A 22,739-nucleotide genomic window follows, 5' to 3' on the forward strand; every position below is an offset into this window, starting at 1 on the left:
CCATGATCGGGATCCCGGGCTCAATTCCCTGTCGCCCGCACGACCACCGGTCATATGATCCGCGCGTGTCCGCTCACCCCCCGCTCGGCCGGCCCGTGTACGAACCCGCCGACCGCTCCGTTCCCCCGTCTGCCGTAGTGGCGATGGAGCCCCGGGACCCCTCGGTGATCCCGCGAGCGACCGAGCCGGGCTTCGCCACGGCCCTGAAGGACCCGCGTGCCTGGCCGGTCACCGCCGCGATCTGGGGACTGGGCGTCCTCGCCGCGGCCCTGGCCGTCCTCACCTTCGCGCTCGGGTTCCACGTGACCGACCGGTCCGTCTCCAAGGCCGACCGGGACTGGCGTCCGGTCAAGGCCGCCGCCCTCGTGACCGCGGGCGCCGCCGCCCTGTGCGTCACCCAGGTACGCCGGCGCGACCGCGGCCGGGCCTGATCCGAGAGCCGCGCCCCACAGCCCGGCGCCCCCCGACACGAGCCGCACCACCACACGACGGCCCCCGCACGGGCCGAGGAGCCACATGATCACCGAGAGCACCGTCGACGGAGTCCCCGTGCTCCTCGCCCACCAGCCCGGCCCGGTCACCGCCGGGCTGCTCTTCCGCGTCGGCCGCGCCGACGAGACCCTCGCCACCAGCGGCATCACCCGCCTCGTCCGCCACCTCGCCCTGCACCGGCTCGGCCCGGGCGACCCGCCCGACGAGGACGGTCCCGCGCCCGCCGCCACCTTCACCGGGTTCCAGGTCACCGGCACCCCCGCCGAAGTGGCGGCCCACCTGAGCGGCGTCTGTGCCGCGCTGCGCGACCTCCCCGTCGAGCGGCTGGAGACCCTGAAGGAGATCCTGCGCACCGCCCCGGCGGACCGCGCCCCCGACCCCGCCGGCCGCTGCGCCCAGTGGCGCTACGGCTCCCGCTCCTACGGCCTCACCGGCTACGCCGAGGTCGGGCTCCCGCACCTCACCGCGGAGCAGGTGCGGGACTGGGCCCGTACCCGGTTCACGACCGGGAACGCCGTCCTGTGGATCACCGCGGGCACCGTCCCCGAGGGCCTCGACCTCACCCTCCCCGCCGGCGGCCGGCTCCCCGCGCCCGAGGCCACCTCGGCCCTGCCCGAGCTGCCCGCCCGGTTCCCGGGTGACGACGGCTCGGTCACGCTGACCTCCGTACTGCCGCGCTCCGCCGCCGCGAGCCTGTTCACCGAGGTCCTCGGCAAACAGCTGCTGAGGGAACTGCGCCGGGACAGCGGGTACGCGTACACGGCGACCGCCACGTACCTCCCGCGCGACGCCGGCTCCGCGACCGTCGTCGCCCGCGCCGAGGCGCTCCCGCAGCACCAGGACGCGATGGCCGGCGCCTTCGTGGACGTCCTCGCGAAGCTCCGCACCGGCCGCGTCGACCCGTCCGCTCTGGAAGCCGTACGGGCCTCCGCGCTCGCGCGGCTCGACACCCCCGGGCTCGCCGCGGCCCGGCTCCCGGCGCGGGCCGCGGACCTGCTGCTGGACCGCACCCTCCGCACCCTCGCCGAGGAGCGGGCCGAGCTGGAGGCGGTCACCGCCGAGGCCCTGCACGAGGTCGCGCACGCCCTGTGGGCGGACGCCCTGCTGCGGGCGCCCCGCGGGAGCGCGGACGGGGCAGGGCTCTCGGCCGCGCCCACCGGGTCCACGCAGAGCATCTGCGGGCAGGCGTACCCGGCCCTGGACGATCCCGGCACCATCCTCACCGTGTCCGCCGAGGGGGTGGGCCTGGTCGGCCCGGCCGGCCGGATCACCGTCCGCTACGCCGAGTGCTCCCTGGTGCAGGCCTACCCGGACGGCGCCCGCCACCTGGTCGGCCACGACGGGTTCACGCTCACCGTCGAGCCGACCCGCTTCGGGATCACCGCTGCCGAGCTGGCGCCGATCGACGAGGGTGTTCCGCGCTCCGCGCTCCTCGCGATGCCGCCCCGCTCCCCGGCCCGGGCCCCGCGCACCGCCCCACAGGCCCCGGCCCCGGCCCCGGCGCCCGCCGCCCCGACCGCCCCCTGGTTCACCGTCCTGCTGTGGGTGCTCGGTCTCCCGGGCATGGTCATCGGAGCCGCCGTGCTGCTCCTCGGCATGACCATGGGCGACGAGCACGGCCAGTTGGCACCGGACGACGCCTGGTTCCTGTTCAAGTGGCTGCTCGTCGCGGGCGCCTCCCTGATCCCCTGGGCCGTCTGCCTGAGGCTGCGGACCTCGGGCCGCAGGTAGCCGCGCCCACCCGCGGAGCAGTTCCACCGGACACGCCGGAGGGCCGGCGCCCCACCAAGGGGCGCCGGCCCTCCGGCGTGCGTACGGAAGAACCGTCAGCGGCTGTGCTGCGAGTCCGCGATGGTGACCTCGACCCGCTGGAACTCCTTGAGCTCGCTGTAGCCGGTGGTGGCCATCGAGCGGCGCAGCGCCCCGAAGATGTTCATCGAGCCGTCCGGGGAGTGCGACGGGCCGGTGAGGATCTCCTCGGTGGTGCCGACCGTGCCGAGGTCGACCTTCTTGCCGCGCGGCACGTCCTCGTGGACGGCCTCCATGCCCCAGTGGTTGCCCTTGCCGGGCGCGTCGGTGGCACGGGCCAGCGGGGAGCCCATCATCACGGCGTCGGCGCCGCAGGCGACGGCCTTCGGGATGTCGCCGGACCAGCCCACGCCGCCGTCGGCGATGACGTGCACGTAGCGCCCGCCGGACTCGTCCATGTAGTCGCGGCGGGCCGCGGCCACGTCGGCGACGGCGGTGGCCATCGGCACCTGGATACCCAGCACGTTGCGCGTGGTGTGCGCGGCGCCGCCGCCGAAGCCGACCAGGACACCGGCCGCGCCGGTGCGCATCAGGTGCAGGGCCGCGGTGTAGGTGGCGCAGCCGCCCACGATGACCGGGACGTCGAGCTCGTAGATGAACTGCTTGAGGTTCAGCGGCTCGGCGGCGCCGGAGACGTGCTCCGCCGACACGGTGGTGCCGCGGATCACGAAGATGTCCACGCCCGCGTCGACAACGGCCTTGGAGAACTCGGCCGTGCGCTGCGGGGAGAGCGCAGCGGCGGTGACGACACCGGAGTCGCGCACCTCCTTGATGCGCTGGCGGATCAGGTCCGCCTGGATGGGGGCGGAGTAGATCTCCTGGAGACGGCGGGTGGCGGACTCCTCGTCCAGCTCCGCGATCTCGTCCAGCAGCGGCTGCGGGTCCTCGTACCGGGTCCACAGGCCTTCGAGGTTCAGCACGCCGAGGCCGCCGAGCTCGCCGATGCGGATGGCGGTCTGCGGGGAGACGACCGAGTCCATGGGGGCGGCCAGGAACGGGAGCTCGAAGCGGTAGGCGTCGATCTGCCAGGCGATCGAGACCTCCTTCGGGTCCCGGGTACGGCGGCTGGGGACGATGGCGATGTCATCGAACGCGTACGCCCGGCGGCCGCGCTTGCCGCGCCCGATCTCGATCTCAGTCACGTGTGGTGGCCTTTCCTCTGGGTCTGCCCGTCCAGTATCCCCGAACCCCGGCACGTCGCGTTCCGGTGACCGCTGTACGGACGACTGCGGCACCCTGCGCCCCACCGCGGCAGCTCACGGCGCCGGGCACGCCGGAGGGGCGGGCCCGCGCGGACCCGCCCCTCCTGTGCTGCTCCGATCAGCCCTTGCGGCTGTAGTTCGGCGCTTCGACCGTCATCTGGATGTCGTGCGGGTGGCTCTCCTTGAGCCCCGCCGAGGTGATCCGGACGAACCGGCCCCGGTCCTGGAGCTCCGGCACCGTGCGGCCGCCGACGTAGAACATCGACTGGCGCAGGCCGCCGACGAGCTGGTGCACGACCGCGGAGAGCGGGCCGCGGTAGGGGACCTGGCCCTCGATGCCCTCGGGGATGAGCTTGTCGTCGCCGCCCACGCCCTCCTGGAAGTAGCGGTCCTTGGAGAAGGACTTGCGGTCGCCGCGGGACTGCATCGCGCCGAGCGATCCCATGCCGCGGTACGACTTGAACTGCTTGCCGTTGATGAACAGCAGCTCGCCCGGGGACTCCTCGCAGCCCGCGAGCAGCGAGCCGAGCATCACGGTGTCGGCGCCCGCGACGAGCGCCTTCGCGATGTCGCCGGAGTACTGCAGGCCGCCGTCGCCGATGACCGGCACACCGGCCGCCTTGGCGGCGAGCGAGGCCTCGTAGATCGCGGTGACCTGCGGGACACCGATACCGGCGACGACGCGGGTGGTGCAGATGGAGCCGGGGCCGACGCCGACCTTGATGCCGTCGCAGCCGGCGTCGATGAGGGCCTGGGCGCCGTCGCGGGTCGCGATGTTGCCGCCGATGACGTCGACCGTCGAGTTCGACTTGATCTTGGAGACCATGTCGCCGACGAGGCGGGAGTGGCCGTGGGCGGTGTCGACGACGATGAAGTCGGCGCCCGCCTCGATCAGGGCCTGGGCCCGCTCGTACGCGTCGCCCGCGACACCGACGGCCGCGCCGACGAGCAGCCGGCCGTCCTTGTCCTTGGCGGCGTTCGGGTACTTCTCGGCCTTGACGAAGTCCTTGACCGTGATGAGGCCCTTGAGGTGGCCGGACTCGTCGACGAGCGGCAGCTTCTCGATCTTGTGGCGGCGCAGCAGCTCCATGGCGTCCACGCCGGAGATGCCCACCTTGCCCGTGACCAGCGGCATCGGGGTCATGACCTCGCGCACCTGGCGGCTGCGGTCCGACTCGAAGGCCATGTCGCGGTTGGTGACGATGCCGAGCAGCTTGCCCGCCGGGTCGGTGACCGGGACGCCGGAGATCCGGAACTTGGCGCAGAGCTCGTCGGCCTCGCGCAGGGTCGCGTCGGGGTGCACCGTGATCGGGTCGGTGACCATGCCGGACTCGGAGCGCTTGACCAGGTCGACCTGGTTGGCCTGGTCGGCGATGGAGAGGTTGCGGTGCAGCACGCCGACGCCGCCCTGGCGGGCCATGGCGATGGCCATCCGTGCCTCGGTGACCTTGTCCATCGCGGCGGAGAGCAGCGGGACGTTCACACGGACGTTGCGGGAGATGAGCGAGGACGTGTCGATGGCGTCCGGGGACATGTCCGACGACCCCGGGAGCAGCAGCACATCGTCATAAGTGAGGCCGAGCGTGGCGAATTTGTCGGGCACTCCGTCGGCGTTCACAGTCATGACACCTTCCAAGATGGTCTTGCTCAGCGCGGATGTCCATGCTAACGGGATCCCGACGCGTCTCATTCCACGACCAAGATCAAGGGCAAGATTCGTAGCTTCCTACGGGAAAAACCCCGTACGGCCTACTGCTCGGCGAGCGCACGGAGCCGGCTCAGCGCCCGGTGCTGGGCGACGCGCACGGCCCCGGGAGACATTCCGAGCATCTGCCCGGTCTCTTCGGCGGTCAGTCCGACGGCCACGCGCAGGACGAGGAGCTCGCGCTGGTTCTCCGGCAGGTTGGCGAGCAGCTTCTTGGCCCATGCGGCGTCACTGCTCAGCAGCGCGCGCTCCTCGGGCCCCAGGGAGTCGTCGGGCCGCTCCGGCATCTCGTCGGAGGGCACGGCCGTACTGCCCGGATGGCGCATGGCGGCCCGCTGGAGATCGGCGACCTTGTGCGCGGCGATGGCGAAGACGAAGGCCTCGAAGGGGCGTCCGGTGTCGCGGTAGCGCGGCAGGGCCATCAGGACGGCGACGCAGACCTCCTGCGCCAGGTCCTCCACGAAGTGACGAGCGTCACCCGGAAGTCGCGACAGGCGGGAGCGGCAGTAGCGGATGGCGAGGGGGTGCACGAAGGCGAGCAGGTCGTGGGTGGCCTGCTCGTCGCCTTCCACCGCACGGCGTACGAGCGCGCTGACGGTACTGTCACCGCTGTTCCGGGAGGCGCCGCTACCGCCTGCGGTCGCGGGTGACCCCGGGGCTGGGTCTTCGCAGTCCTGGCGCATCAATCCATGGTGCCTTGGCGCCGGAGTATTCGCGGCACCGCGGCCCGTGTTGTGCGTCGAAGCGTTATGCGTCGACGGGTTGTGCGGGGTGGGTGCACCGGAACTCATGCCCTGGCCCCTCCCCTCCCGCTCGGCCGAATCGTCCCCGCGGCGACATCTCCAGGATGCGCCACACCCTCAAGCATGCGGCATCGCGCCCGAAGCGACACGTCCCCCGGATTGTGCACCGTCAATCCCCCATGTGCACGAGGGTGCGGCGGATCGGACGGCGGGAGATTCCGGAGGGCGTCCGGGGCCGCGAGGTCCGGGGAGCCGGGCGGGCCCGGCCGCGGCACCGCCGGCCGGTGAGGGCCGGCGGTCGCGCGGTCAGCGGACCAGGCCCCAGCGGAACCCGAGTGCCACGGCGTGCGCCCGGTCGGACGCACCGAGCTTCTTGAACAGCCGGCGGGCGTGGGTCTTGACCGTGTCCTCGGAGAGGAAGAGCTCGCGCCCGATCTCCGCGTTGGACCGGCCGTGGCTCATGCCCTCCAGCACCTGGATCTCGCGCGCGGTGAGCGTGGGCGCGGCGCCCATCTCGGCCGAGCGGAGCCGGCGCGGGGCCAGCCTCCAGGTCGGGTCGGCGAGGGCCTGGGTGACCGTGGCCCGCAGTTCGGCGCGCGAGGCGTCCTTGTGCAGATAGCCCCGGGCGCCGGCGGCGACCGCGAGGGCCACGCCGTCCAGGTCTTCGGCGACCGTCAGCATGATGATGCGGGCGCCGGGGTCGGCCGAGAGCAGCCGGCGAACCGTCTCCACACCGCCGAGCCCGGGCATCCGTACATCCATCAGAATCAGGTCGGAGCGGTCGGCACCCCAGCGGCGGAGGACTTCCTCGCCGTTGGCAGCCGTCGTCACACGCTCGACGCCGGGCACGGTGGCAACCGCGCGACGGAGCGCCTCTCGGGCAAGCGGGGAGTCGTCGCAGACGAGGACGGATGTCATGACCGCCCTCCGCAGCTGCTGATGCGCGTCACCTTGAGCCTCCAGGCTGGTACGTATCGTCACCTGTGCGGTCGATGCCCCCGGACACCTGTCCGAGAACTTCTTGGTTCAACCGCCTTCGCACTCTCAACGATGGTCACTCGAAAGAGTTACGGGTCGGACGGACACCTTCGGCACTCTACGTGAGGAAGCGAACACAAGGGAGGAGCCACTCGCCGCGTGTCCTCCATCTGGCGTTATGCCCTATTTGGCGGCTTTCCTTCCGTTTGGCGCATGTCTGAGGCTAGATTCCCAATGAGTCATATTTACATCTACTACGACAGTAGGTGTGGAGACATGGACCGTATCCGCCTCAGTACCGGCCCCAAGAGGACTACCAATGGCAGATTTCTCCCGCCTCCCCGGACCGAACGCCGACCTCTGGGACTGGCAGCTGCTGGCTGCCTGCCGCGGGGTCGACAGCTCCCTCTTCTTCCACCCGGAAGGCGAGCGGGGCGCGGCCAGGAGCGCGCGCGAGGCCTCGGCTAAAGAGGTCTGCATGCGATGCCCGGTGCGTTCGGAATGCGCCGCGCACGCTCTCGCCGTCCGCGAGCCCTACGGGGTGTGGGGCGGCCTCACCGAGGACGAACGCGAAGAACTGATGGGCCGCGCCCGCCATCGCCTGATCCCGGCGGCGAGCGCGATCGGACCGAGCACGCCGATCACTCCGCACTGAGCGGCAAACGAAACGACCGAAGGAACGTTTCTTCGATTCACCGGCACGCGGGGACGCGTCGCGTACCGGACCGGGCCGCCACCCGACTGGCCGTACCGCCGTACGGTCCTTCGCCTGGCGGCCCCGTCCGGCCCCGTCCGGCGCCGATGGACCGGGTGGGCCGGTGTGGCCGGGTAACCCGGTAACCGGGCGGCCGGGCGACGCCGGGCAGGCCGTCAGCGCCGGGCAGGCCGTCAGCGCCGGGCGGCGCGCTCCAGCTGGGCCAGGGTCGCGGCCACGGCCGGGACCCTGGCCAGGTCGGGCAGGGTCAGCGCGACGACCTCCCGCTCGACGGCCGGTTCCACGACGAGGGTGCTCACGCCCTTGGCCCGTACGGACTCCACCGCGAGCTCCGGCAGCACCGCGACCCCGAGCCCCGCCCCGACCAGGCCGACCACGGCCGGGTAGTCGTCGGTGGCGAAGTCGATGCGCGGGGTGAAGCCGACGGCTTCGCACACCTCCACCAGATGGCGGCGGCAGCGCGGGCAGCCCGCGATCCAGGGCTCGTCGGCCAGCTCCGCCATGCCCACCCGCTCCGCGCCCGCCAGCCGGTGCCCCTCGGGCACCAGCCCGACGAGCCGGTCGGTCAGCAGCGGCCGGACCACGAGGTCCTCCCACTCGGCCGCCGACCCGGAGGCGCCGCCGTAGCGGAAGGCCAGCGCGAGATCGCAGTCACCCTCGCGCAGCATCTCCACCGAGCGCGGCGGCTCCGCCTCGACCAGCGAGATCCGGGTGCCCGGGTGCTCGGCGCGCATCGCCGCGAGCGCGGTCGGCACCAGCGTGGAACTGCCGCTGGGGAAGGAGACCAGCCGGACCCGGCCGGCGCGCAGCCCGGCGATGGCCGCGACCTCCTCCTCGGCGGCCGTCAGCCCGGCGAGGATCCCGGCGGCATGCCGGACCAGCGCCTCACCGGCCTGGGTGAGCCGCATTTCGCGCCCGGTGCGGATCAGCAGCGGGGTGCCCGCGGACTGTTCCAGCGCCTTCATCTGCTGGGAGACGGCCGGCTGGGTGCAGCCGAGCTCGCGGGCGGCGGCGGAGAAGGACCCGGTTCCGGCGACAGCGCGCAGAACTCGGAGATGACGTGCCTCGATCACCCTTCGAGCATAAGGGGTGCTTTGATGTGGGCGCGAATAATCACCGGCTACTTTGAGGCCATTCGGCTAGCGTGGGGCCATGCATCTGATCTCCGTGAACCTCGGCCGCGCGACGGCCGTCGACCACACCGACGCCCCGCACGGACTGACCGGTCACGGCAAGATTCCGGCGCCTGGCCCCGTACGGGTCTTCGCACCCGGCCCCAAGGGTGTCGGCGCGAGCGGCGTGGAGGGCGACGAGGTCTGCCATCTGCGCCATCACGGCGGCGACCACCAGGCCGTGTACGCGTACGCGCGCGAGGACCTGGAGTGGTGGGAGGGCGAGCTCGGCCGCGAACTGCCCGGCGGGATCTTCGGCGAGAACTTCACCACTTCCGGCCTCGACGTGAACGGGGCACTGCTCGGCGAGCGCTGGCGGGTCGGCCCCGACCTGCTCCTGGAGGTGGCCTCGGCCCGCATCCCGTGCCGGACCTTCCAGGGGATGCTCGGTGAGAAGGCCTGGGTGAAGCGCTTCACCCGGGAAGCCCGGCCGGGCGCCTACCTGCGGGTCCTGAGGGAAGGGTCGGTCTCCCCCGGCGACACGATCGAGATCGTGCACCGCCCGGCCCACGAGGTGACGGTGGAGTTCTGGTTCCGCGCCTTCACCACCGAGCGGGAGCTGCTGCCGCGCACGCTGGCGGCGGGTGACGCACTGGAGCCGGAGGCTCGGGACAAGGCGCTGGCCCACGTGGAGAAGTACGGGAAGCAGGGCGACTAGGTTGCGCCTATGACGACTGCGTTGATTACGGGATCCACGGCGGGCATCGGCGCCGCATTCGCCCGGCGGCTCGCCGCCCAGGGGCACAATCTCGTCCTGGTGGCCCGGGACACGAAGCGGCTCGGCGAGCAGGCCACCGAGCTGCACGACCGGCACGGGATCGAGGCCGAGGTGCTGGCCGCCGACCTCTCCACCGAGGAGGGCATCGCGGCGGTCGAGGCACGCCTCGCCGACCGCATGCACCCGGTGGACCTGCTGGTGAACAACGCGGGCTTCGGCAACAAGGGCCGCTACCTCGAAGTCTCCATGGCCGACGAGCTGACCATGCTGAAGGTCCACATCGAGGCCGTGCTGCGGCTGACCTCGGCGGCCGTGGAGCCGATGCGCTCGCGCGGGCGCGGCGGCGTGATCAACGTGGCCTCGGTGGCCGCCTTCCTGCCGCGCGGCACCTACGGGGCGAGCAAGGCCTGGGTCGTGCAGTTCACCCAGGGCGCGGCCAAGGACCTGACCGGCTCGGGCGTACGGCTGATGGCGCTGTGCCCGGGCTTCGTGCGCACCGAGTTCCACGAGCGGGCCGGCATGGGCACGGACAACATCCCCGGCTGGATGTGGCTCGACGCCGACAAGCTGGTGGCGGCGGCGCTGGCCGATCTGGCGCGGGGCAGGACGGTGTCGATCCCGGACCCGCGGTACAAGGCGCTGATGGGCGTGGTGAAGCTGACCCCGCGGGGGCTGCTGGGCGGGGTGTCCTCGCGCACGGGGCGCAAGTACGGGCCCCAGTAACCGGACCGCGGCGACCGGACCGCGCGGTGACCAGCGGTCAAACGAGGCATATGGGTGAAATCTCCCTAGACTGAATGTGTCCCATCCAGCGCGGGAGACGCCATGACATTCGTACAGATAGTCGATTACGAGACCACCCAGCCCGATGCGGTCAACGATCTCCTCGACCGCTACGTGGAGCAGACCCAGGGCAGGCGCACGGTCCTCGCCAGCCGCGTCGCACAGGACCGCGACTCCAAGACCCACTTCGTCGACCTCGTCGAATTCCCGTCGTACGAAGCCGCCATGAAGAACTCTCAGCTCCCGGAGACCGACCGGATGTTCCAGGAGATGGTGGCGCTCTGCGAAGGAATGCCCACCTTCACCAACCTCGACGTCGTCCGGGACGAGCACCTCAACACCCTGCTCGTGAACCGCTTCTTCGACGAGATCGCGATGAACGGCAACATGTCCGTCGTCGCCGAGATCTTCGCGGCCGACTACCACGACCACGACATCAGCAACCCCGTGGACAAGATCGGACACGGAGCCATCACCGAAGACACCACGATGTGGCGCGACGCCTTCGACTTCAGCTTCACCCGTGACGTCCAGATGGCGCAGGACGACTACGTCACGACCCTGTGGACGATGACCGGCACGCACAAGGGCGAGTTCATGGGGGTCGCCCCGACCGGAAAGACCTGCACGATGACCGGCACGACGATCTTCCGGTGCGAGGACGGCATGATCAAGGAAGGCTGGTGGCACTACGACGCCCCGGGCCTGATGCGCCAGTTGGGCATGATGCCCGGATAGCACACGGGAAAGCCCCGGTCACCTCCGCTTGGCAGCGGTGACCGGGGCTTTGCCGTGCTTACTTCGTACTGCGTACTGCCGACTGCCGACTGACGAGGTCAGTGGCTGTGGCCGTGGCCACCGTGGCCGTGACCGGCGTCGCCCTCGTCGTCGGCCGGCTTCTCGACGACCAGGGTCTCGGTCGTGAGCAGCAGCGACGCGATGGAAGCGGCGTTCTCCAGCGCGGAGCGGGTGACCTTGACCGGGTCGATGACGCCGGCCTTGACCAGGTCGCCGTACTCGCCGGTGGCGGCGTTGAAGCCCTGGCCCTTGTCGAGCTCGGCGACCTTCGAGGTGATGACGTAGCCCTCGAGGCCGGCGTTCTCGGCGATCCAGCGCAGCGGCTCGACGGCGGCGCGGCGCACGACCGCGACACCGGTGGCCTCGTCGCCCGACAGGCCGAGGTTGCCTTCCAGCACCTTCACGGCGTGGACGAGAGCGGAGCCACCGCCGGAGACGATGCCCTCCTCGACCGCGGCGCGGGTCGCCGAGATGGCGTCCTCGAGACGGTGCTTCTTCTCCTTGAGCTCCACCTCGGTGGCGGCGCCGACCTTGATGACGCAGACGCCGCCGGCGAGCTTCGCCAGGCGCTCCTGCAGCTTCTCGCGGTCCCAGTCCGAGTCGGTCGACTCGATCTCGGCCTTGATCTGGTTGACGCGGCCGAGGACCTCGTCGGAGGAGCCGCCACCGTCGACGATGGTGGTGCTGTCCTTGGAGATCGTGACGCGGCGGGCGGAGCCCAGTACGTCCAGACCGGCCTGGTCGAGCTTGAGGCCGACCTCTTCGGCGATGACGGTGGCACCGGTGAGGGTGGCCATGTCCTGGAGCATCGCCTTGCGGCGGTCACCGAAGCCGGGCGCCTTGACGGCGACGGCGTTGAAGGTGCCACGGATCTTGTTGACGACGAGGGTGGAGAGCGCCTCGCCCTCGACGTCCTCGGCGATGATCAGGAGCGGCTTGGAGGCGCCGGCCTGGATGACCTTCTCGAGCAGCGGCAGGAGGTCCTGGATGGAGGAGATCTTGCCCTGGTTGATCAGGATGTACGGGTCATCGAGGATGGCCTCCATACGCTCCTGGTCGGAGACCATGTACGGGGACAGGTAGCCCTTGTCGAAGGCCATGCCCTCGGTGAACTCGAGCTCCAGGCCGAAGGCGTTGGACTCCTCGACGGTGATGACACCGTCCTTGCCGACCTTGTCCATCGCCTCGGCGATGAGGTCACCGACCTGCTGGTCCTGCGCGGAGAGCGCGGCCACGGCGGCGATGTCGGACTTGTCCTCGATCGGACGGGCGGTCGCGAGGAGCTCGTCGGAGACGGCCTTGACCGCGGCGTCGATGCCCTTCTTCAGGGCGGCCGGGGAAGCGCCCGCGGCGACGTTGCGCAGACCCTCGCGGACCAGCGCCTGCGCCAGGACGGTGGCGGTGGTGGTGCCGTCACCCGCGACGTCGTTGGTCTTGGTCGCGACCTCCTTGACGAGCTGCGCGCCAAGGTTCTCGTACGGGTCGTCGAGCTCGACCTCACGCGCGATGGTGACACCGTCGTTCGTGATGGTGGGAGCGCCGAACTTCTTGTCGATGACGACGTTGCGGCCCTTGGGACCGATCGTCACCTTCACGGTGTCGGCAAGCTTGTTGACGCCACGCTCAAGGGCGCGACGGGCGTCCTCGTCAAACTTGAGAATCTTCGGCATGGGAGCGGTTCAGCCCTCTCGTTGCTATCCCCGGCCGCTCACCGCGACCGCCTGTCAGACACGAACTACGCCCCTCGCCGCCCGGCATCAGCAGGGGTGACCAGGGGCGTAGCTCAAAGCAAAACTGGAGAAGTGATTACTTCTCGACGATCGCGAGCACGTCGCGGGCCGAGAGGACGAGGTACTCCTCGCCGTTGTACTTCACTTCGGTGCCGCCGTACTTGGAGTACAGGACGACGTCGCCGACGGTGACGTCCAGCGGGAGACGCTGGCCGTCCTCGAAGCGACCCGGGCCCACCGCGAGGACGACGCCCTCCTGGGGCTTCTCCTTCGCGGTGTCCGGGATGACCAGGCCAGAGGCCGTGGTCTGCTCGGCGTCGAGCGGCTGGACCACAATGCGGTCCTCAAGCGGCTTGATGGCAACCTTGGAGCTGGTGGTCGTCACGATCCGACCTCCCCCTTCGGAGATCCGGGGTTAACTGTCTGAGGTGGCGACCAGGTCGATCCGTCGTCGCGGGTGCCGGATCTGCCTGTCGCTGTGTTGGCACTCACCAGGGGCGAGTGCCAGACGCGAGACTATTCCGGGGATTAGCACTCGGTCAAGCGGAGTGCCAATACGCGCCGCTGGTTTCGCAGCCGGGGCCGCCTGGATCCGCCCCGGAGCGCGCCCCCTCGGGGTGCCCCCGAACCCCTGCCTGCACGCGCGGCACCGCTGCCGGGGACCAGTCCCCGGACCCCTGCTCCTCAAACGCCGCAGGGGCTGGAATGGCCGAGGCGCGGAGCACTTTCAGCCGTCCGGCGCCTGAGGCGCGGGCCCGGGCGGCGCCCGGGGAACGGCGGAAGGGCGGGTAGGGACTTCACCCCGCAGGGCCCGGCCACCCGGACCCGCCCGCCCGCTCCGCGCCGGGACGGCAGTGGCGGCAACGCCGACCGGCACCGCCGGACGGAGTCCGGCCCCGCGGCGCGAAGCCCAGGAGGCCAGCCGGGGCCGAGTGGTGCGAGCGGTGCGCCAAGAGAGGAAAGCCCGGTATGTGAGGCTTGGGGCATGCGGATCCTGGTCGTCGAAGACGAAGTCAGCCTCGCCGACTCACTGCGGCGCGGCCTCTCCGCCGACGGCCACTGGATCGACCTCGCCCACGACGGCCACCGCGGCCTGGACCTGGCCCTCACCGGAGGCCCGTACGACGTGGTCCTCCTCGACCTGATGCTCCCCGGCCTCTCGGGCTACGAGATCTGCACCCGGATGCGTTCCCACGGCCTCGCCACGCCCGTGCTGATGCTGACCGCCAAGGACGGCGAGTACGACGAGGCCGAGGGCCTGGACTCGGGCGCGGACGACTACCTGACGAAACCGTTCTCCTTCGTCGTCCTGGCCGCCCGCCTCCGCGCCCTCACCCGCCGCGCCGCCGCCGCGGACGACGCCGCCCGGGCCGGCGTGCTGCAGGCCGGCGACCTCGTCCTCGATCCCCGCGGCCGCCGCTGCCGCCGCGGCACGCACGAGATCGAGCTGACCGCCCGCGAGCTCGGCGTCCTCGGCTGCCTGATGGAGCAGCCCGGCCGGGCCGTCGCCAAGCAGGACATCCTCGACGAGGTGTGGGACACCCCGCACGGCATCGACCCGAACATCGTCGAGGTCTACGTCTCCTCGCTCCGCCGCAAGATCGACGCCCCCTTCGGCCGCCGAGCGATCCTCACGGTGCACGGCACCGGCTACCGGATGGCCCCGGACGGTGGCTGAAGCGGGCTCGGGCCCCGGGCCCCGCCGGCTCGGCAGCCTCCGCGCCCGCGCCGCCGCGGCCGCCGCCCTCGCGATGGCCGCCGTCCTGGCCGCCGGCGGGGTGTGGCTCTACACCCTGCTGCGCGCCAACCTCATCGAGAACACCACCGGCCGCACCGAGCTCGCCGCCCGCAAGGCCGCCGCGCAGTACGACACCGGAAGCCTCCCGGCCGAGGGCCGGCTGCCCGCGCCCGAGGGCGGGGTCGACCTGGTCCTCGTACGGAACGCGGCCGGTACGGTCACGGCCACCAGCGGGGACCTGAAGGACACGCCGGAGCTCGCGGAGCTGAGCCCCGCGCCCGGCCAGGACATGCGTTCGGCCGTCCTGCCGCCCGCGCGCCCCGGCGCGCAGCGGCGCGTGGTGGTCGCCGTGAACGCGCCCGGCCCGCCGGGGGCGCACGACCCGCACACCGTCTACGCCGCGACCGTGCTCGGCGACGTGGACGACGCCAACCGGGCCGTCGCGCTCGGCCTGCTCGCCGGCGCGCCCCCGCTGATCGCCTTCTCGGCGGCCCTGGCCTGGTGGGTGACGGGCCACGCGCTGCGCCCGGTCACCGCGATCCGCACCGGGCTGGCGGCGGTCACCGGAAGCGAGCTGGACCGGCGGGTCCCGGACCCGGGCGGCGCCGACGAGATCGCGCAGCTGGCCCGGACGGTCAACGACACGCTCGACCGGCTGGAGCGCGGCGACGCCCGGCAGCGGCAGTTCACCGCCGACGCCTCGCACGAGCTGCGCAATCCCCTGGCGGCCGTCCGGTCCCGGCTGGAGGTGGCGCTGCGCAGCCCCGACCGGGAGTCGGTGGCCGCCGCGCTGGCCGATACCGAGCGGCTCCAGCGCATCGCGGCCGATCTGCTCCTGCTGGCCCGCCTCGACGGCGGGCCGGCGCCGCGTCCCGAGCCGGTGGACCTCGCGCTGCTGGCCGCCGAGGACGCGGCGCGGCGCCCCGGGCCCGGGGTGGCGCTACGGCTGGACGCGCGGCTTCCCGTACCGGCCGCCGGGGATCCGGCGCGGCTGGAGCGGGCGCTGGCCAACCTGGTGGACAACGCCCTGCGGTACGCCCGTACCGGGGTCGTGGTCCGGGCCTCCGCCGAGGACGGCTGGGCGCTGCTGGAGGTCACGGACGACGGGCCGGGCATCCCGGAGGCGGACCGGGACCGGGTCTTCGAACGGTTCGTACGCCTGGACGCGGACCGGGGCCGGGCCGGCGGCGGCACCGGCCTGGGGCTGGCCATCGCCCGGGAGATCGCGCGGGCGCACGGCGGCGAGGTCCGCGCGCTCCCGGCGCCCGCCGGGGGCGCCCGGCTCGTGCTGCGCATCCCCGACAGCGCCGCGCCCGGCCGCCCCTGAAGGCGCCTTCAGGACCCTCAGGGTTTCTTCAGCAGGACTCCCCCAGCATCGACAGGCATGAGCGCCCACCGCAGGAAGCCCCGTGAACCGAAGTCCCCGGTGCCCGCGTCCCGCAGCCGCGGCCGGAGCCGGAGCCGCGGCCGCGGCCGCAGGCTCACCCGCACCCTGCTCGCGTCCGGCTGCGCCCTCGTGGTGCTCGCTGCGGCGACCGCCTGGTACCTGTACGACGACCTCGCCTCCAGCATCGGCAGCTCCAAGGCCCTGGAGGGCGCCGAGAAGTCGAAGTACGGCGATGTGAACATCCTGCTGATGGGCCTGGACAGCCGCCGGGACCAGAACGGCGAGGACCTCCCCCCGGCGGTCCTCGCCACGTTGCACGCGGGCGCGAGCTCCGACGTGGGCGGCTACAACACCAACACCCTGATCCTGTTGCACGTCCCCGGCGACGGGGGCCGGGCGAAGGCCTTCTCGGTGCCGCGCGACGACTTCGTCGAGCTGCGCGGCGTGCCCGGTTTCACCGGCAAGGCCAAGATCAAGGAGGCCTACGGGCGGGCGAAGGCCACGGTCGAGGAGCAGCTCGCCGCCCAGGGGGTCGCGGACCCGCGGCAGTTGGAGCGCGAGGGGCGGGAGGCGGGCCGCAGGGCGGAGCTCGACACCGTGCGCGCCTTCCTGGGCGTGCCGATCGACCACTTCGCCGAGCTGAACCTGGCCGGTTTCTACCACCTCGCGGACGCGCTGGGCGGCGTGCCGGTGTGTCTGAAGCGGCCGGTGAAGGACGGCTACTCGGGAGCCGACTTCCCGGCGGGCCGGCAGACGCTCGACGGGCAGCAGTCGCTGGCCTTCGTACGGCAACGGCACGGACTGGCCATGGGCGACCTGGACCGGACGAAGCGGCAGCAGGCGTTCCTGGCGGGGGCCACGTACAAGCTGAACCAGGCGGGGACCTTCACCGATCCGGTGAAGCTGCTGAAGCTGATCGACTCGGCGAAGCAGGACGTCGTCACCGACCGGGGATGGGACCTGCTGTCGTTCGTGAAGCAGGCGAAGAACCTGTCCGGGGGCGACGTGGAGTTTGTGACCCTTCCCATCGAGGGCTTCGACCGGAACCATGGCGCCGAGATAAACGTCGTAGACGATATGAAGATAAAGCGGTTCATAGCCGAGCGGATCGGGCCCGGGGCCTCTGCGAGCCCGAGCGCGCCTGGCGCCGCTCCCTCCTCACCGGGCGGCGCGCCGCCCGTCCCGCAGGGCTCCGCCCAGAGCTCCCCCCGGAGCTCGGCGCCCGCGCCGGCGCCGTCCCGGAGCAGCAGCTCAACCCCCGCCATCGACGGCGGCGGCGTCCCGTGCGTGGACTGAAACCCCTGACCACGGCGGGGGCGCGCCGCCGCACGGAAGCCCTGCTGCTCGTCCTCGTCCTCGTCGTGACCATTTCCGGCCACATGTGCGCCGGCCTCGCGATGAACGACGAGCTCCCGCCCGGCCTCACCGGCTTCGTCGTCAGCATGACCCTGCTCGCACTGGTGGGGCACCTGGCCGTGCGCCGGTTCGCGGCGTACGCGGATCCGCTGGTCCTCCCGCTGGCCCTGCTGCTGACCGGGCTGGGGCTGGTGCTGCTCCACCGCCTCGACCAGGGCTACATCGAGCGGTACAACTCCCCGGCGACGGCGCCCGGCCAGCTGATGTGGACGGTGATCGGCGTCGCGGCCTGCATCGCGGTGCTGGGGCTGCTGCGCGACCACCGGCTGCTGCAGCGGTTCATCTACATCACGATGGTCGTCGCGCTGGTGGCGCTGATCGCGCCCGCCTTCTTCGGCGCGGACACCTACGGGGCGAAGCGCTGGATCAAGCTCGGCGGGCTCTCGGTCCAGCCCGGCGAGTTCGTGAAGATCATGATCGCGGTCTTCTTCGCGGGCTACCTGGTGATCCACCGCGACGCGCTGGCCCTGTCGGGCCGCAAGTTCCTGGGCATGCGGCTGCCGCCGATGCGCCAGCTCGGCCCCCTCGTCACGGTGTGGATCGTCTCGCTGCTCGTGCTGGTCTTCGAGCGCGACCTCGGCACCTCGCTGCTCTTCTTCGGCGTCTTCGTGGTGATGCTCTACGTGGCCACGGAACGCACGAGCTGGATCGTGTGCGGCCTGGTCCTCGCCTCGGCGGGCGCCTTCGTCGTGGGCACGACGGAGCCGCACGTCAAGGCACGTGTGGCCGCCTGGCTGAACCCGCTGTCGTACTACTGGAAGGACAGGCCGCCGGGCGTCGTCTCGGACCAGTCGGCGCAGGCGCTGTTCAGCTTCGGCACGGGCGGCATCTCCGGCACGGGCCTGGGAATGGGCCATCCCGAGCTGATCAAGTTCGCGGGCCGCAGCGACTTCATCCTGACGACGGTGGGCGAGGAGCTCGGCCTGGCCGGGGTCATGGCCGTCCTGATCCTGTACGCGCTCCTCGTGCAGCGCGGGCTGCGGATGGCACTGGGCGCGCGCGACCCGTTCGGCAAGCTGCTGGCGGTCGGCCTGTCCTCCGCCCTGGCCCTCCAGGTCTTCATCGTGGCGGGCGGCGTCACGGGGCTGATCCCGCTGACGGGCAAGGCCCTGCCCTTCCTGGCCGCGGGCGGCTCGTCCCTGCTCGCCAACTGGATCATGATCGCCCTGCTGCTGCGCATCTCCGACAGCACCGAGAGACAGCGCGAGGCGGACGCCCGGGGCCCGGCGGAGACGACGATCACGCCGGTGATGGCGGCAGCGGGTTCCTAGAGGTAGTCCTCCAGCCGCCCTATCCGGTACCCCTGTTCCTGTATCCGCTGGAGCATCCGGGTCACCATCTGGATCTCCGTCGCACCCTTGAGCTCCGAGGGGCCGCGGAAGTGGGCCAGGATGATGTCACCCGGTTCGAGGGCGGAGCCCTGGGCGTACTGGAAGTTGTTGATCTGCATCGACACGCGCCACAGGAGGAGCTGGGATATCCCGCACTCGTGCGCGGCCCTGCGGGTGTCGTCGTTGTGATTGCCGTACGGCGGGCGGAAGAGCGTCGGCCGCTTGCCGAAGCGCTTCTCCAGGCGTTCCTGCTGCCCGCATATCTCCTTCTTCTGTGCCTCGAAGGACAGGGTCCGGAGATTCGGGTGCGTCAGGGTGTGGTTGTTTATCGTGCTGTCGGAGCCGTTGTCGCGGATCTTTTCGAAATGGCCGTAGTTCGACGAGGCGATGGTGTCCGTCAGGAACATGCTGATCGGCAGCTTCAGATCGGCGGCCATCTTCAGGAACTCGGGGTTCTTCTCGGCTCCGTCGTCGAAGGTCAGGAAGACGACCTTGTCGTCCGCCGGGACGGGTATTCGGTCGACGACCTGGACCCGGCCCGCCTCGGCCGGCGGAATCCGGGGTTTGACGGTCGGCTTGGGCGCGTACTGGAGGGGGCCGCTGAGGCCCCACTTCTTGTACGCCTCGTCCGCCGCGGCCGCCGATCCCCTGCCCGCGGCGGACGGGGAGGCCGCCCCCGAGGGCGACGGAGTCGCCCTCGCCTCCGTGGTCTTGCGCCCCAGCCGTTCGATGGGGTCCACGCTGTCCCCGCACCCCGTCAGGGACAGCGCGAGCGCGCCGGCCGTCAGCGTTCCGGCTACGAACCGGCGCGCGTGCTTCACAAGTAGTCCTCCAGGCGGGCCACGGCGTAACCCTTCGCCGTGACGGTCTTCATGACGTGACGGATCATGTCAGTCATGCTGCCCTTCCAGTCTTCCTTGCCCCGGAAGTGCGTGAGGATGATGTCCCCGGGGTGCAGGTCCTTGTCCCACTCCCGCCAGTCCATCCGGTTCGGGAAGGCCTCCTCGTTCCACAGCGGAACGGCCTTGATCCCACAGGACTTGGCCGCGCGCAGCGTGTCCTCGTTGTAGTTCCCGTACGGCGGCCGGAAGAGCGTCGGCCGCTTTCCGAACGTCTTCTGGATCGTGTCCTGCTGTCCGCAGATCTCCTGGCGCTGCTTCTCGTACGAGAGCGCCGGCATGTAGCGGTGGTTGAGCGTGTGGTTGTTCAGCGTGACGCCCGCCGCCTGCATCTGCTTGAAGTACGGGTAGTTGTCCCGGACCAGGTAGTCGCTGAGGAAGGCGGTGTACGGGAGCTTCAGCTCCTGCATCATCTTCAGGAACTCGGGGTCCTTCTCGGCGCCGTCGTCGATCGTCAGGAAGACGATCTTCTCCTCCGTGGGGACGGTGGTGAAGACCGGCGGCAGTTCGTCCTGGCCCTCGACCTCGAAGCCGTCGCGGGTGGTGATCTCCGGCTTCTCCTTGGGCGCTTGCGGGGCCACGAGCGGCGGCTTGAGCAGCCCCCACTTCTTCGCGGCGACGATCCGCGCCTGCTGGAGGGCCTTGAGCTTCTCGGCGTACGTGCCGAGCGCCCCGGCCGCTCCGGCCTGCTCGCCGGCGGCGCCCGCGGCGGCCTTCGCCTTGGCGGCCTTGTCCGGCGTCTCGGACCCACCGGCTCCGCACCCCGTGCCGAGTGCGGCGAGGAGCAGTGCGGCCATCGCGGCCGTACCCAACCGGCCGCGCGCGACTGCCGCGATCCGGTGACCGTGTTGCGTCTTATGTACCGTTTGTCGGACTAGCTGCATAGTTGGGCATCTTTACACCAGCCATGCACGGACCCGGGCCGACACCGCGAGGGGAATCCAGCCTTCCTCCGAGTGGCCCACCGTGGCCGACAATGGACCCGTGACCCCCGAAGACTTCGCCGCGCTCCTCTCCCCGGAGGGCCACGCCCTCCTCGACTCGCTCCGGGACTACGACCCCGCCCAGGAGCTCGCCGTCGCCACCCGGCTGCGCCGCGAACACCCCGCCGCACTGGTCTCCGCCGCCCTCGGACAGGCCCGGCTGCGGCAGCGCGCGGTGGCGAAGTTCGGGGCCGAGGACGCCCACCGGATGTACTTCACCCCCGGCGGCGGGGAGATGGCCACCCGCGCCTCGGTGGCCTCGTACCGCGCCGAGCGTCTCGCCGCGCTGGGCGTACGCAGCCTCGCCGACCTCTGCTGCGGGATCGGCGGCGACGCCCTCGCCCTGGCCCGGCTCGGCATCCGCGTCCTGGCGGTGGACCACGATCCGCTGACCGTCGCGGTGGCGCGCGCCAATGCCGGAGCCCTGGGGCTGGCTGACCTGATCGAGGTCCGGGAAGCCGATGTGACGGAGGTCGACACCGCGGGCTACGACGCCGTCTTCATCGACCCGGCCCGGCGGGGCGGGCGGGGCCGGATCTTCGACCCCGAGTCCTACTCGCCGCCGCTGTCCTGGGCGATCGCCACCGCCCGCGCCGCGAAGGTCGCCGCCATCAAGATCGCCCCCGGGATCCCGCACGAGGCGGTGCCCGCCGAGGCCCAGGCCGAGTGGATCTCCGACCAGGGGGACGTGAAGGAGGCCGTGCTGTGGTTCGGGACGGCCCCGGGCGAGATCCGCGCCACCCTGCTGCCCGGCCCGCGCGCGCTGGCGACCGCCGATCCACTGCCCGACCCCGAGGCCGGCCCCGTCGGCCGCTACCTCTACGAGCCCGACGGCGCCGTGATCCGGGCCCACCTCGTCGCCGAGGTCGCCGAGCAGCTGGGCGGGCGGCTGATCGACCCGACCATCGCGTACATCACCGCCGACGAGCTGCGCGAGACCCCGTACGCGACCTCGTACGAGATCACCGACGTACTGCCGTTCGGGCTGAAGAAGCTCAAGGCGCTGCTGCGCGAACGCGGGGTCGGCATCCTCACGGTGAAGAAGCGCGGCTCCGCGATCGAGCCCGAGGAACTGCGCAGGAAGGTGAAGCCGCAGGGACCGAACTCCGCCACGGTGTTCCTGACCCGGGTCGCCGGGGCCCCCTCGATGCTGATCGGCTCACCGACCGCCCGCCCCTGACGGTCCGCCGGGCCCGCGGCCGCCTCCCCCGAAGACGCGCAGCGCCCACCGGTAGTGTGCGCCCGCCTTGCCGACGCCCAGCAGGGCGGTGATCCACAGGATCATGCCGAGGCCCATGGTGTAGGCGACCTCCCCGTAGGTGTCGGCGCCGGGCCGGGCCGTCGCCGCCGACGCGAAGGTCACCCAGAGTCCGGTCCCGCCCAGGGCGAGGGAGGCCAGCAGCCAGATCAGGCTGCGTGCCGGCGCACGTACGGCGGCGTCCACGGGCGGGTCCCGGTCCAGCTCCGCCCAGGCGCACAGCAGCAGGCGCACCTGCCGGTCCCGCTTGGCGCCCCAGGCGAACCAGAACCCGGCCGGTATCAGCACGCCCACACCGAGCGCGGCGAATATCAGGCCGAAGAGGTACGCGAAGGGGTCCGGCGTCTCGACGGCCATCAGGGCCATGCCGACGAAGGACCAGCCCAGGGCGAAGACCGCCGAGACCGACCAGAGGAGCAGGAGCCGGCCGAAGCCCAGACTGCGCCGCGCGAGCTCCTCCAGGAAACGGGCGCGGTCGGCCCGTACGGCCCGTACGGCGTGCTCGTCGAACCAGGCGCGCAGGTGCGCGGGAGGGGGCGGCGGCGGCAGGTCACGGGGCATGCGCATGACCATAACCGCACGCCACGGGTCCCGGCGGACCTCTGGGCGCCGGCTCAGCTCCCGTCCGGCTCCCCGACCTCCACCGATTCGAAGCGCCAGCGGTGGACCGCCCTCGTGATCAAATCGGCCTCCGGCTCCGGAAGTTCGGGCAGTTCGGCGCCGATCCCCTCGGGGGTCTCCCACCAGGTGATGACGAGGACCCGGTCCTGCGGGGCGCTGAACACCTCGCGCCGCACCGGGTCTTGGGCCAGGATCCGCGAACGGGCCCATTCCAGAAGTTCGTTGGCCCGCCCGGGCACGGCCCGGGCCTCCCACATCAGC

At 71.7% G+C, this 22,739-nt stretch carries 22 protein-coding genes; 11 read left to right on the forward strand and 11 right to left on the reverse strand.

Going from position 1 to position 22,739, the window contains the following annotated elements:
- Window positions 1-65: 65 nt before the first annotated feature.
- Together ABZY57_RS02015 and ABZY57_RS02020 are read left to right on the forward strand one after the other, a co-directional pair.
- Window positions 66-431, forward strand: a complete 366-nt coding sequence (locus ABZY57_RS02015) for a hypothetical protein (RefSeq protein ID WP_356507206.1) — start codon at window positions 66-68, stop codon at window positions 429-431.
- A gap of 85 nt (window positions 432-516) precedes the next feature.
- On the forward strand, window positions 517-2,223 hold the full coding sequence (locus ABZY57_RS02020; protein ID WP_356507208.1) for an insulinase family protein: 1,707 nt from the start codon (window positions 517-519) through the stop codon (window positions 2,221-2,223).
- Between the two features lie 95 nt (window positions 2,224-2,318).
- Here ABZY57_RS02020 and ABZY57_RS02025 read toward each other — a convergent pair whose 3' ends face one another.
- The 4 genes from ABZY57_RS02025 to ABZY57_RS02040 form a co-directional block, all read right to left on the reverse strand.
- Complete coding sequence (locus ABZY57_RS02025; protein ID WP_243333436.1) at window positions 2,319-3,443, reverse strand: GuaB3 family IMP dehydrogenase-related protein; 1,125 nt, start codon at window positions 3,441-3,443, stop codon at window positions 2,319-2,321.
- A 178-nt stretch (window positions 3,444-3,621) separates the two neighbouring features.
- A complete protein-coding gene (gene guaB, locus ABZY57_RS02030) occupies window positions 3,622-5,127 on the reverse strand; it encodes an IMP dehydrogenase (protein ID WP_356507210.1) in 1,506 nt (501 codons plus the stop codon).
- Between the two features lie 125 nt (window positions 5,128-5,252).
- Window positions 5,253-5,891: a sigma-70 family RNA polymerase sigma factor gene (locus ABZY57_RS02035; RefSeq protein ID WP_356507212.1), complete on the reverse strand. Its 639-nt coding sequence runs from the start codon at window positions 5,889-5,891 to the stop codon at window positions 5,253-5,255.
- A 366-nt stretch (window positions 5,892-6,257) separates the two neighbouring features.
- Complete coding sequence (locus ABZY57_RS02040) at window positions 6,258-6,869, reverse strand: response regulator transcription factor (RefSeq protein WP_003948568.1); 612 nt, start codon at window positions 6,867-6,869, stop codon at window positions 6,258-6,260.
- Window positions 6,870-7,248: 379 nt separating this feature from the next.
- Here ABZY57_RS02040 and ABZY57_RS02045 point away from each other — a divergent pair, with 379 nt between their 5' ends.
- Window positions 7,249-7,584, forward strand: a complete 336-nt coding sequence (locus tag ABZY57_RS02045; RefSeq protein ID WP_356507214.1) for a WhiB family transcriptional regulator — start codon at window positions 7,249-7,251, stop codon at window positions 7,582-7,584.
- 233 nt (window positions 7,585-7,817) lie between these two features.
- On the opposite strand, the gene ABZY57_RS02050 is transcribed toward ABZY57_RS02045, so the two are convergent.
- Window positions 7,818-8,717 (reverse strand): LysR family transcriptional regulator, encoded by a 900-nt coding sequence (locus tag ABZY57_RS02050; RefSeq protein WP_243333430.1) that lies wholly within the window; start codon window positions 8,715-8,717, stop codon window positions 7,818-7,820.
- Window positions 8,718-8,796: 79 nt separating this feature from the next.
- Between ABZY57_RS02050 and ABZY57_RS02055 the strand changes: the two genes are divergently transcribed.
- From ABZY57_RS02055 to ABZY57_RS02065, 3 genes are all read left to right on the forward strand, one after another.
- Entirely contained in the window at window positions 8,797-9,474 is a 678-nt protein-coding gene (locus ABZY57_RS02055; RefSeq protein ID WP_356507217.1) for an MOSC domain-containing protein, read from the forward strand.
- A gap of 9 nt (window positions 9,475-9,483) precedes the next feature.
- Window positions 9,484-10,257 (forward strand): SDR family oxidoreductase, encoded by a 774-nt coding sequence (locus tag ABZY57_RS02060; protein WP_356507219.1) that lies wholly within the window; start codon window positions 9,484-9,486, stop codon window positions 10,255-10,257.
- Window positions 10,258-10,359: 102 nt separating this feature from the next.
- Window positions 10,360-11,055, forward strand: a complete 696-nt coding sequence (locus tag ABZY57_RS02065; RefSeq protein ID WP_356507221.1) for an ester cyclase — start codon at window positions 10,360-10,362, stop codon at window positions 11,053-11,055.
- A gap of 98 nt (window positions 11,056-11,153) precedes the next feature.
- On the opposite strand, the gene groL is transcribed toward ABZY57_RS02065, so the two are convergent.
- Together groL and groES are read right to left on the reverse strand one after the other, a co-directional pair.
- Window positions 11,154-12,785, reverse strand: coding sequence for a chaperonin GroEL (gene groL / locus ABZY57_RS02070; protein WP_356507223.1), 1,632 nt, complete (start codon window positions 12,783-12,785; stop codon window positions 11,154-11,156).
- 136 nt (window positions 12,786-12,921) lie between these two features.
- The gene (gene groES / locus ABZY57_RS02075) at window positions 12,922-13,230 is read right to left on the reverse strand and encodes a co-chaperone GroES (protein ID WP_008739621.1); all 309 of its coding nucleotides are present in this window, start codon (window positions 13,228-13,230) and stop codon (window positions 12,922-12,924) included.
- A 600-nt stretch (window positions 13,231-13,830) separates the two neighbouring features.
- Between groES and ABZY57_RS02080 the strand changes: the two genes are divergently transcribed.
- The 4 genes from ABZY57_RS02080 to ABZY57_RS02095 are packed head-to-tail and all read left to right on the forward strand — an operon-like array spanning window position 13,831 to window position 18,657.
- Entirely contained in the window at window positions 13,831-14,523 is a 693-nt protein-coding gene (locus ABZY57_RS02080) for a response regulator transcription factor (RefSeq protein ID WP_356507226.1), read from the forward strand.
- Window positions 14,516-15,910 carry a HAMP domain-containing sensor histidine kinase gene (locus ABZY57_RS02085; protein WP_356507228.1) on the forward strand — a complete coding sequence of 465 codons (1,395 nt, stop codon included), beginning with the start codon at window positions 14,516-14,518 and terminating at the stop codon, window positions 15,908-15,910. Before ABZY57_RS02080 ends, ABZY57_RS02085 begins: the two co-directional genes overlap by 8 nt.
- Before the next feature lie 57 nt (window positions 15,911-15,967).
- Window positions 15,968-17,266: an LCP family protein gene (locus tag ABZY57_RS02090; RefSeq protein WP_356507230.1), complete on the forward strand. Its 1,299-nt coding sequence runs from the start codon at window positions 15,968-15,970 to the stop codon at window positions 17,264-17,266.
- Window positions 17,254-18,657 (forward strand): FtsW/RodA/SpoVE family cell cycle protein, encoded by a 1,404-nt coding sequence (locus tag ABZY57_RS02095; RefSeq protein ID WP_356507232.1) that lies wholly within the window; start codon window positions 17,254-17,256, stop codon window positions 18,655-18,657. The genes ABZY57_RS02090 and ABZY57_RS02095 overlap by 13 nt, the downstream gene beginning before the upstream one ends.
- On the opposite strand, the gene ABZY57_RS02100 is transcribed toward ABZY57_RS02095, so the two are convergent.
- Complete coding sequence (locus ABZY57_RS02100) at window positions 18,654-19,538, reverse strand: polysaccharide deacetylase family protein (protein WP_356507234.1); 885 nt, start codon at window positions 19,536-19,538, stop codon at window positions 18,654-18,656. The genes ABZY57_RS02095 and ABZY57_RS02100 overlap by 4 nt on opposite strands.
- The gene (locus tag ABZY57_RS02105; protein WP_356507236.1) at window positions 19,535-20,413 is read right to left on the reverse strand and encodes a polysaccharide deacetylase family protein; all 879 of its coding nucleotides are present in this window, start codon (window positions 20,411-20,413) and stop codon (window positions 19,535-19,537) included. Before ABZY57_RS02105 ends, ABZY57_RS02100 begins: the two co-directional genes overlap by 4 nt.
- Window positions 20,414-20,600: 187 nt before the next feature.
- Here ABZY57_RS02105 and ABZY57_RS02110 point away from each other — a divergent pair, with 187 nt between their 5' ends.
- The gene (locus ABZY57_RS02110; RefSeq protein WP_356507238.1) at window positions 20,601-21,779 is read left to right on the forward strand and encodes a methyltransferase domain-containing protein; all 1,179 of its coding nucleotides are present in this window, start codon (window positions 20,601-20,603) and stop codon (window positions 21,777-21,779) included.
- Here ABZY57_RS02110 and ABZY57_RS02115 read toward each other — a convergent pair.
- Window positions 21,759-22,418: a hypothetical protein gene (locus tag ABZY57_RS02115; protein ID WP_356507240.1), complete on the reverse strand. Its 660-nt coding sequence runs from the start codon at window positions 22,416-22,418 to the stop codon at window positions 21,759-21,761. The genes ABZY57_RS02110 and ABZY57_RS02115 overlap by 21 nt on opposite strands.
- Window positions 22,419-22,471: 53 nt before the next feature.
- Window positions 22,472-22,735 carry a hypothetical protein gene (locus ABZY57_RS02120; protein WP_356507409.1) on the reverse strand — a complete coding sequence of 88 codons (264 nt, stop codon included), beginning with the start codon at window positions 22,733-22,735 and terminating at the stop codon, window positions 22,472-22,474.
- Window positions 22,736-22,739 lie beyond the last annotated feature (4 nt).

The organism is Streptomyces sp. NPDC006450 (assembly GCF_040612195.1).
GTDB lineage: Bacteria > Actinomycetota > Actinomycetes > Streptomycetales > Streptomycetaceae > Streptomyces.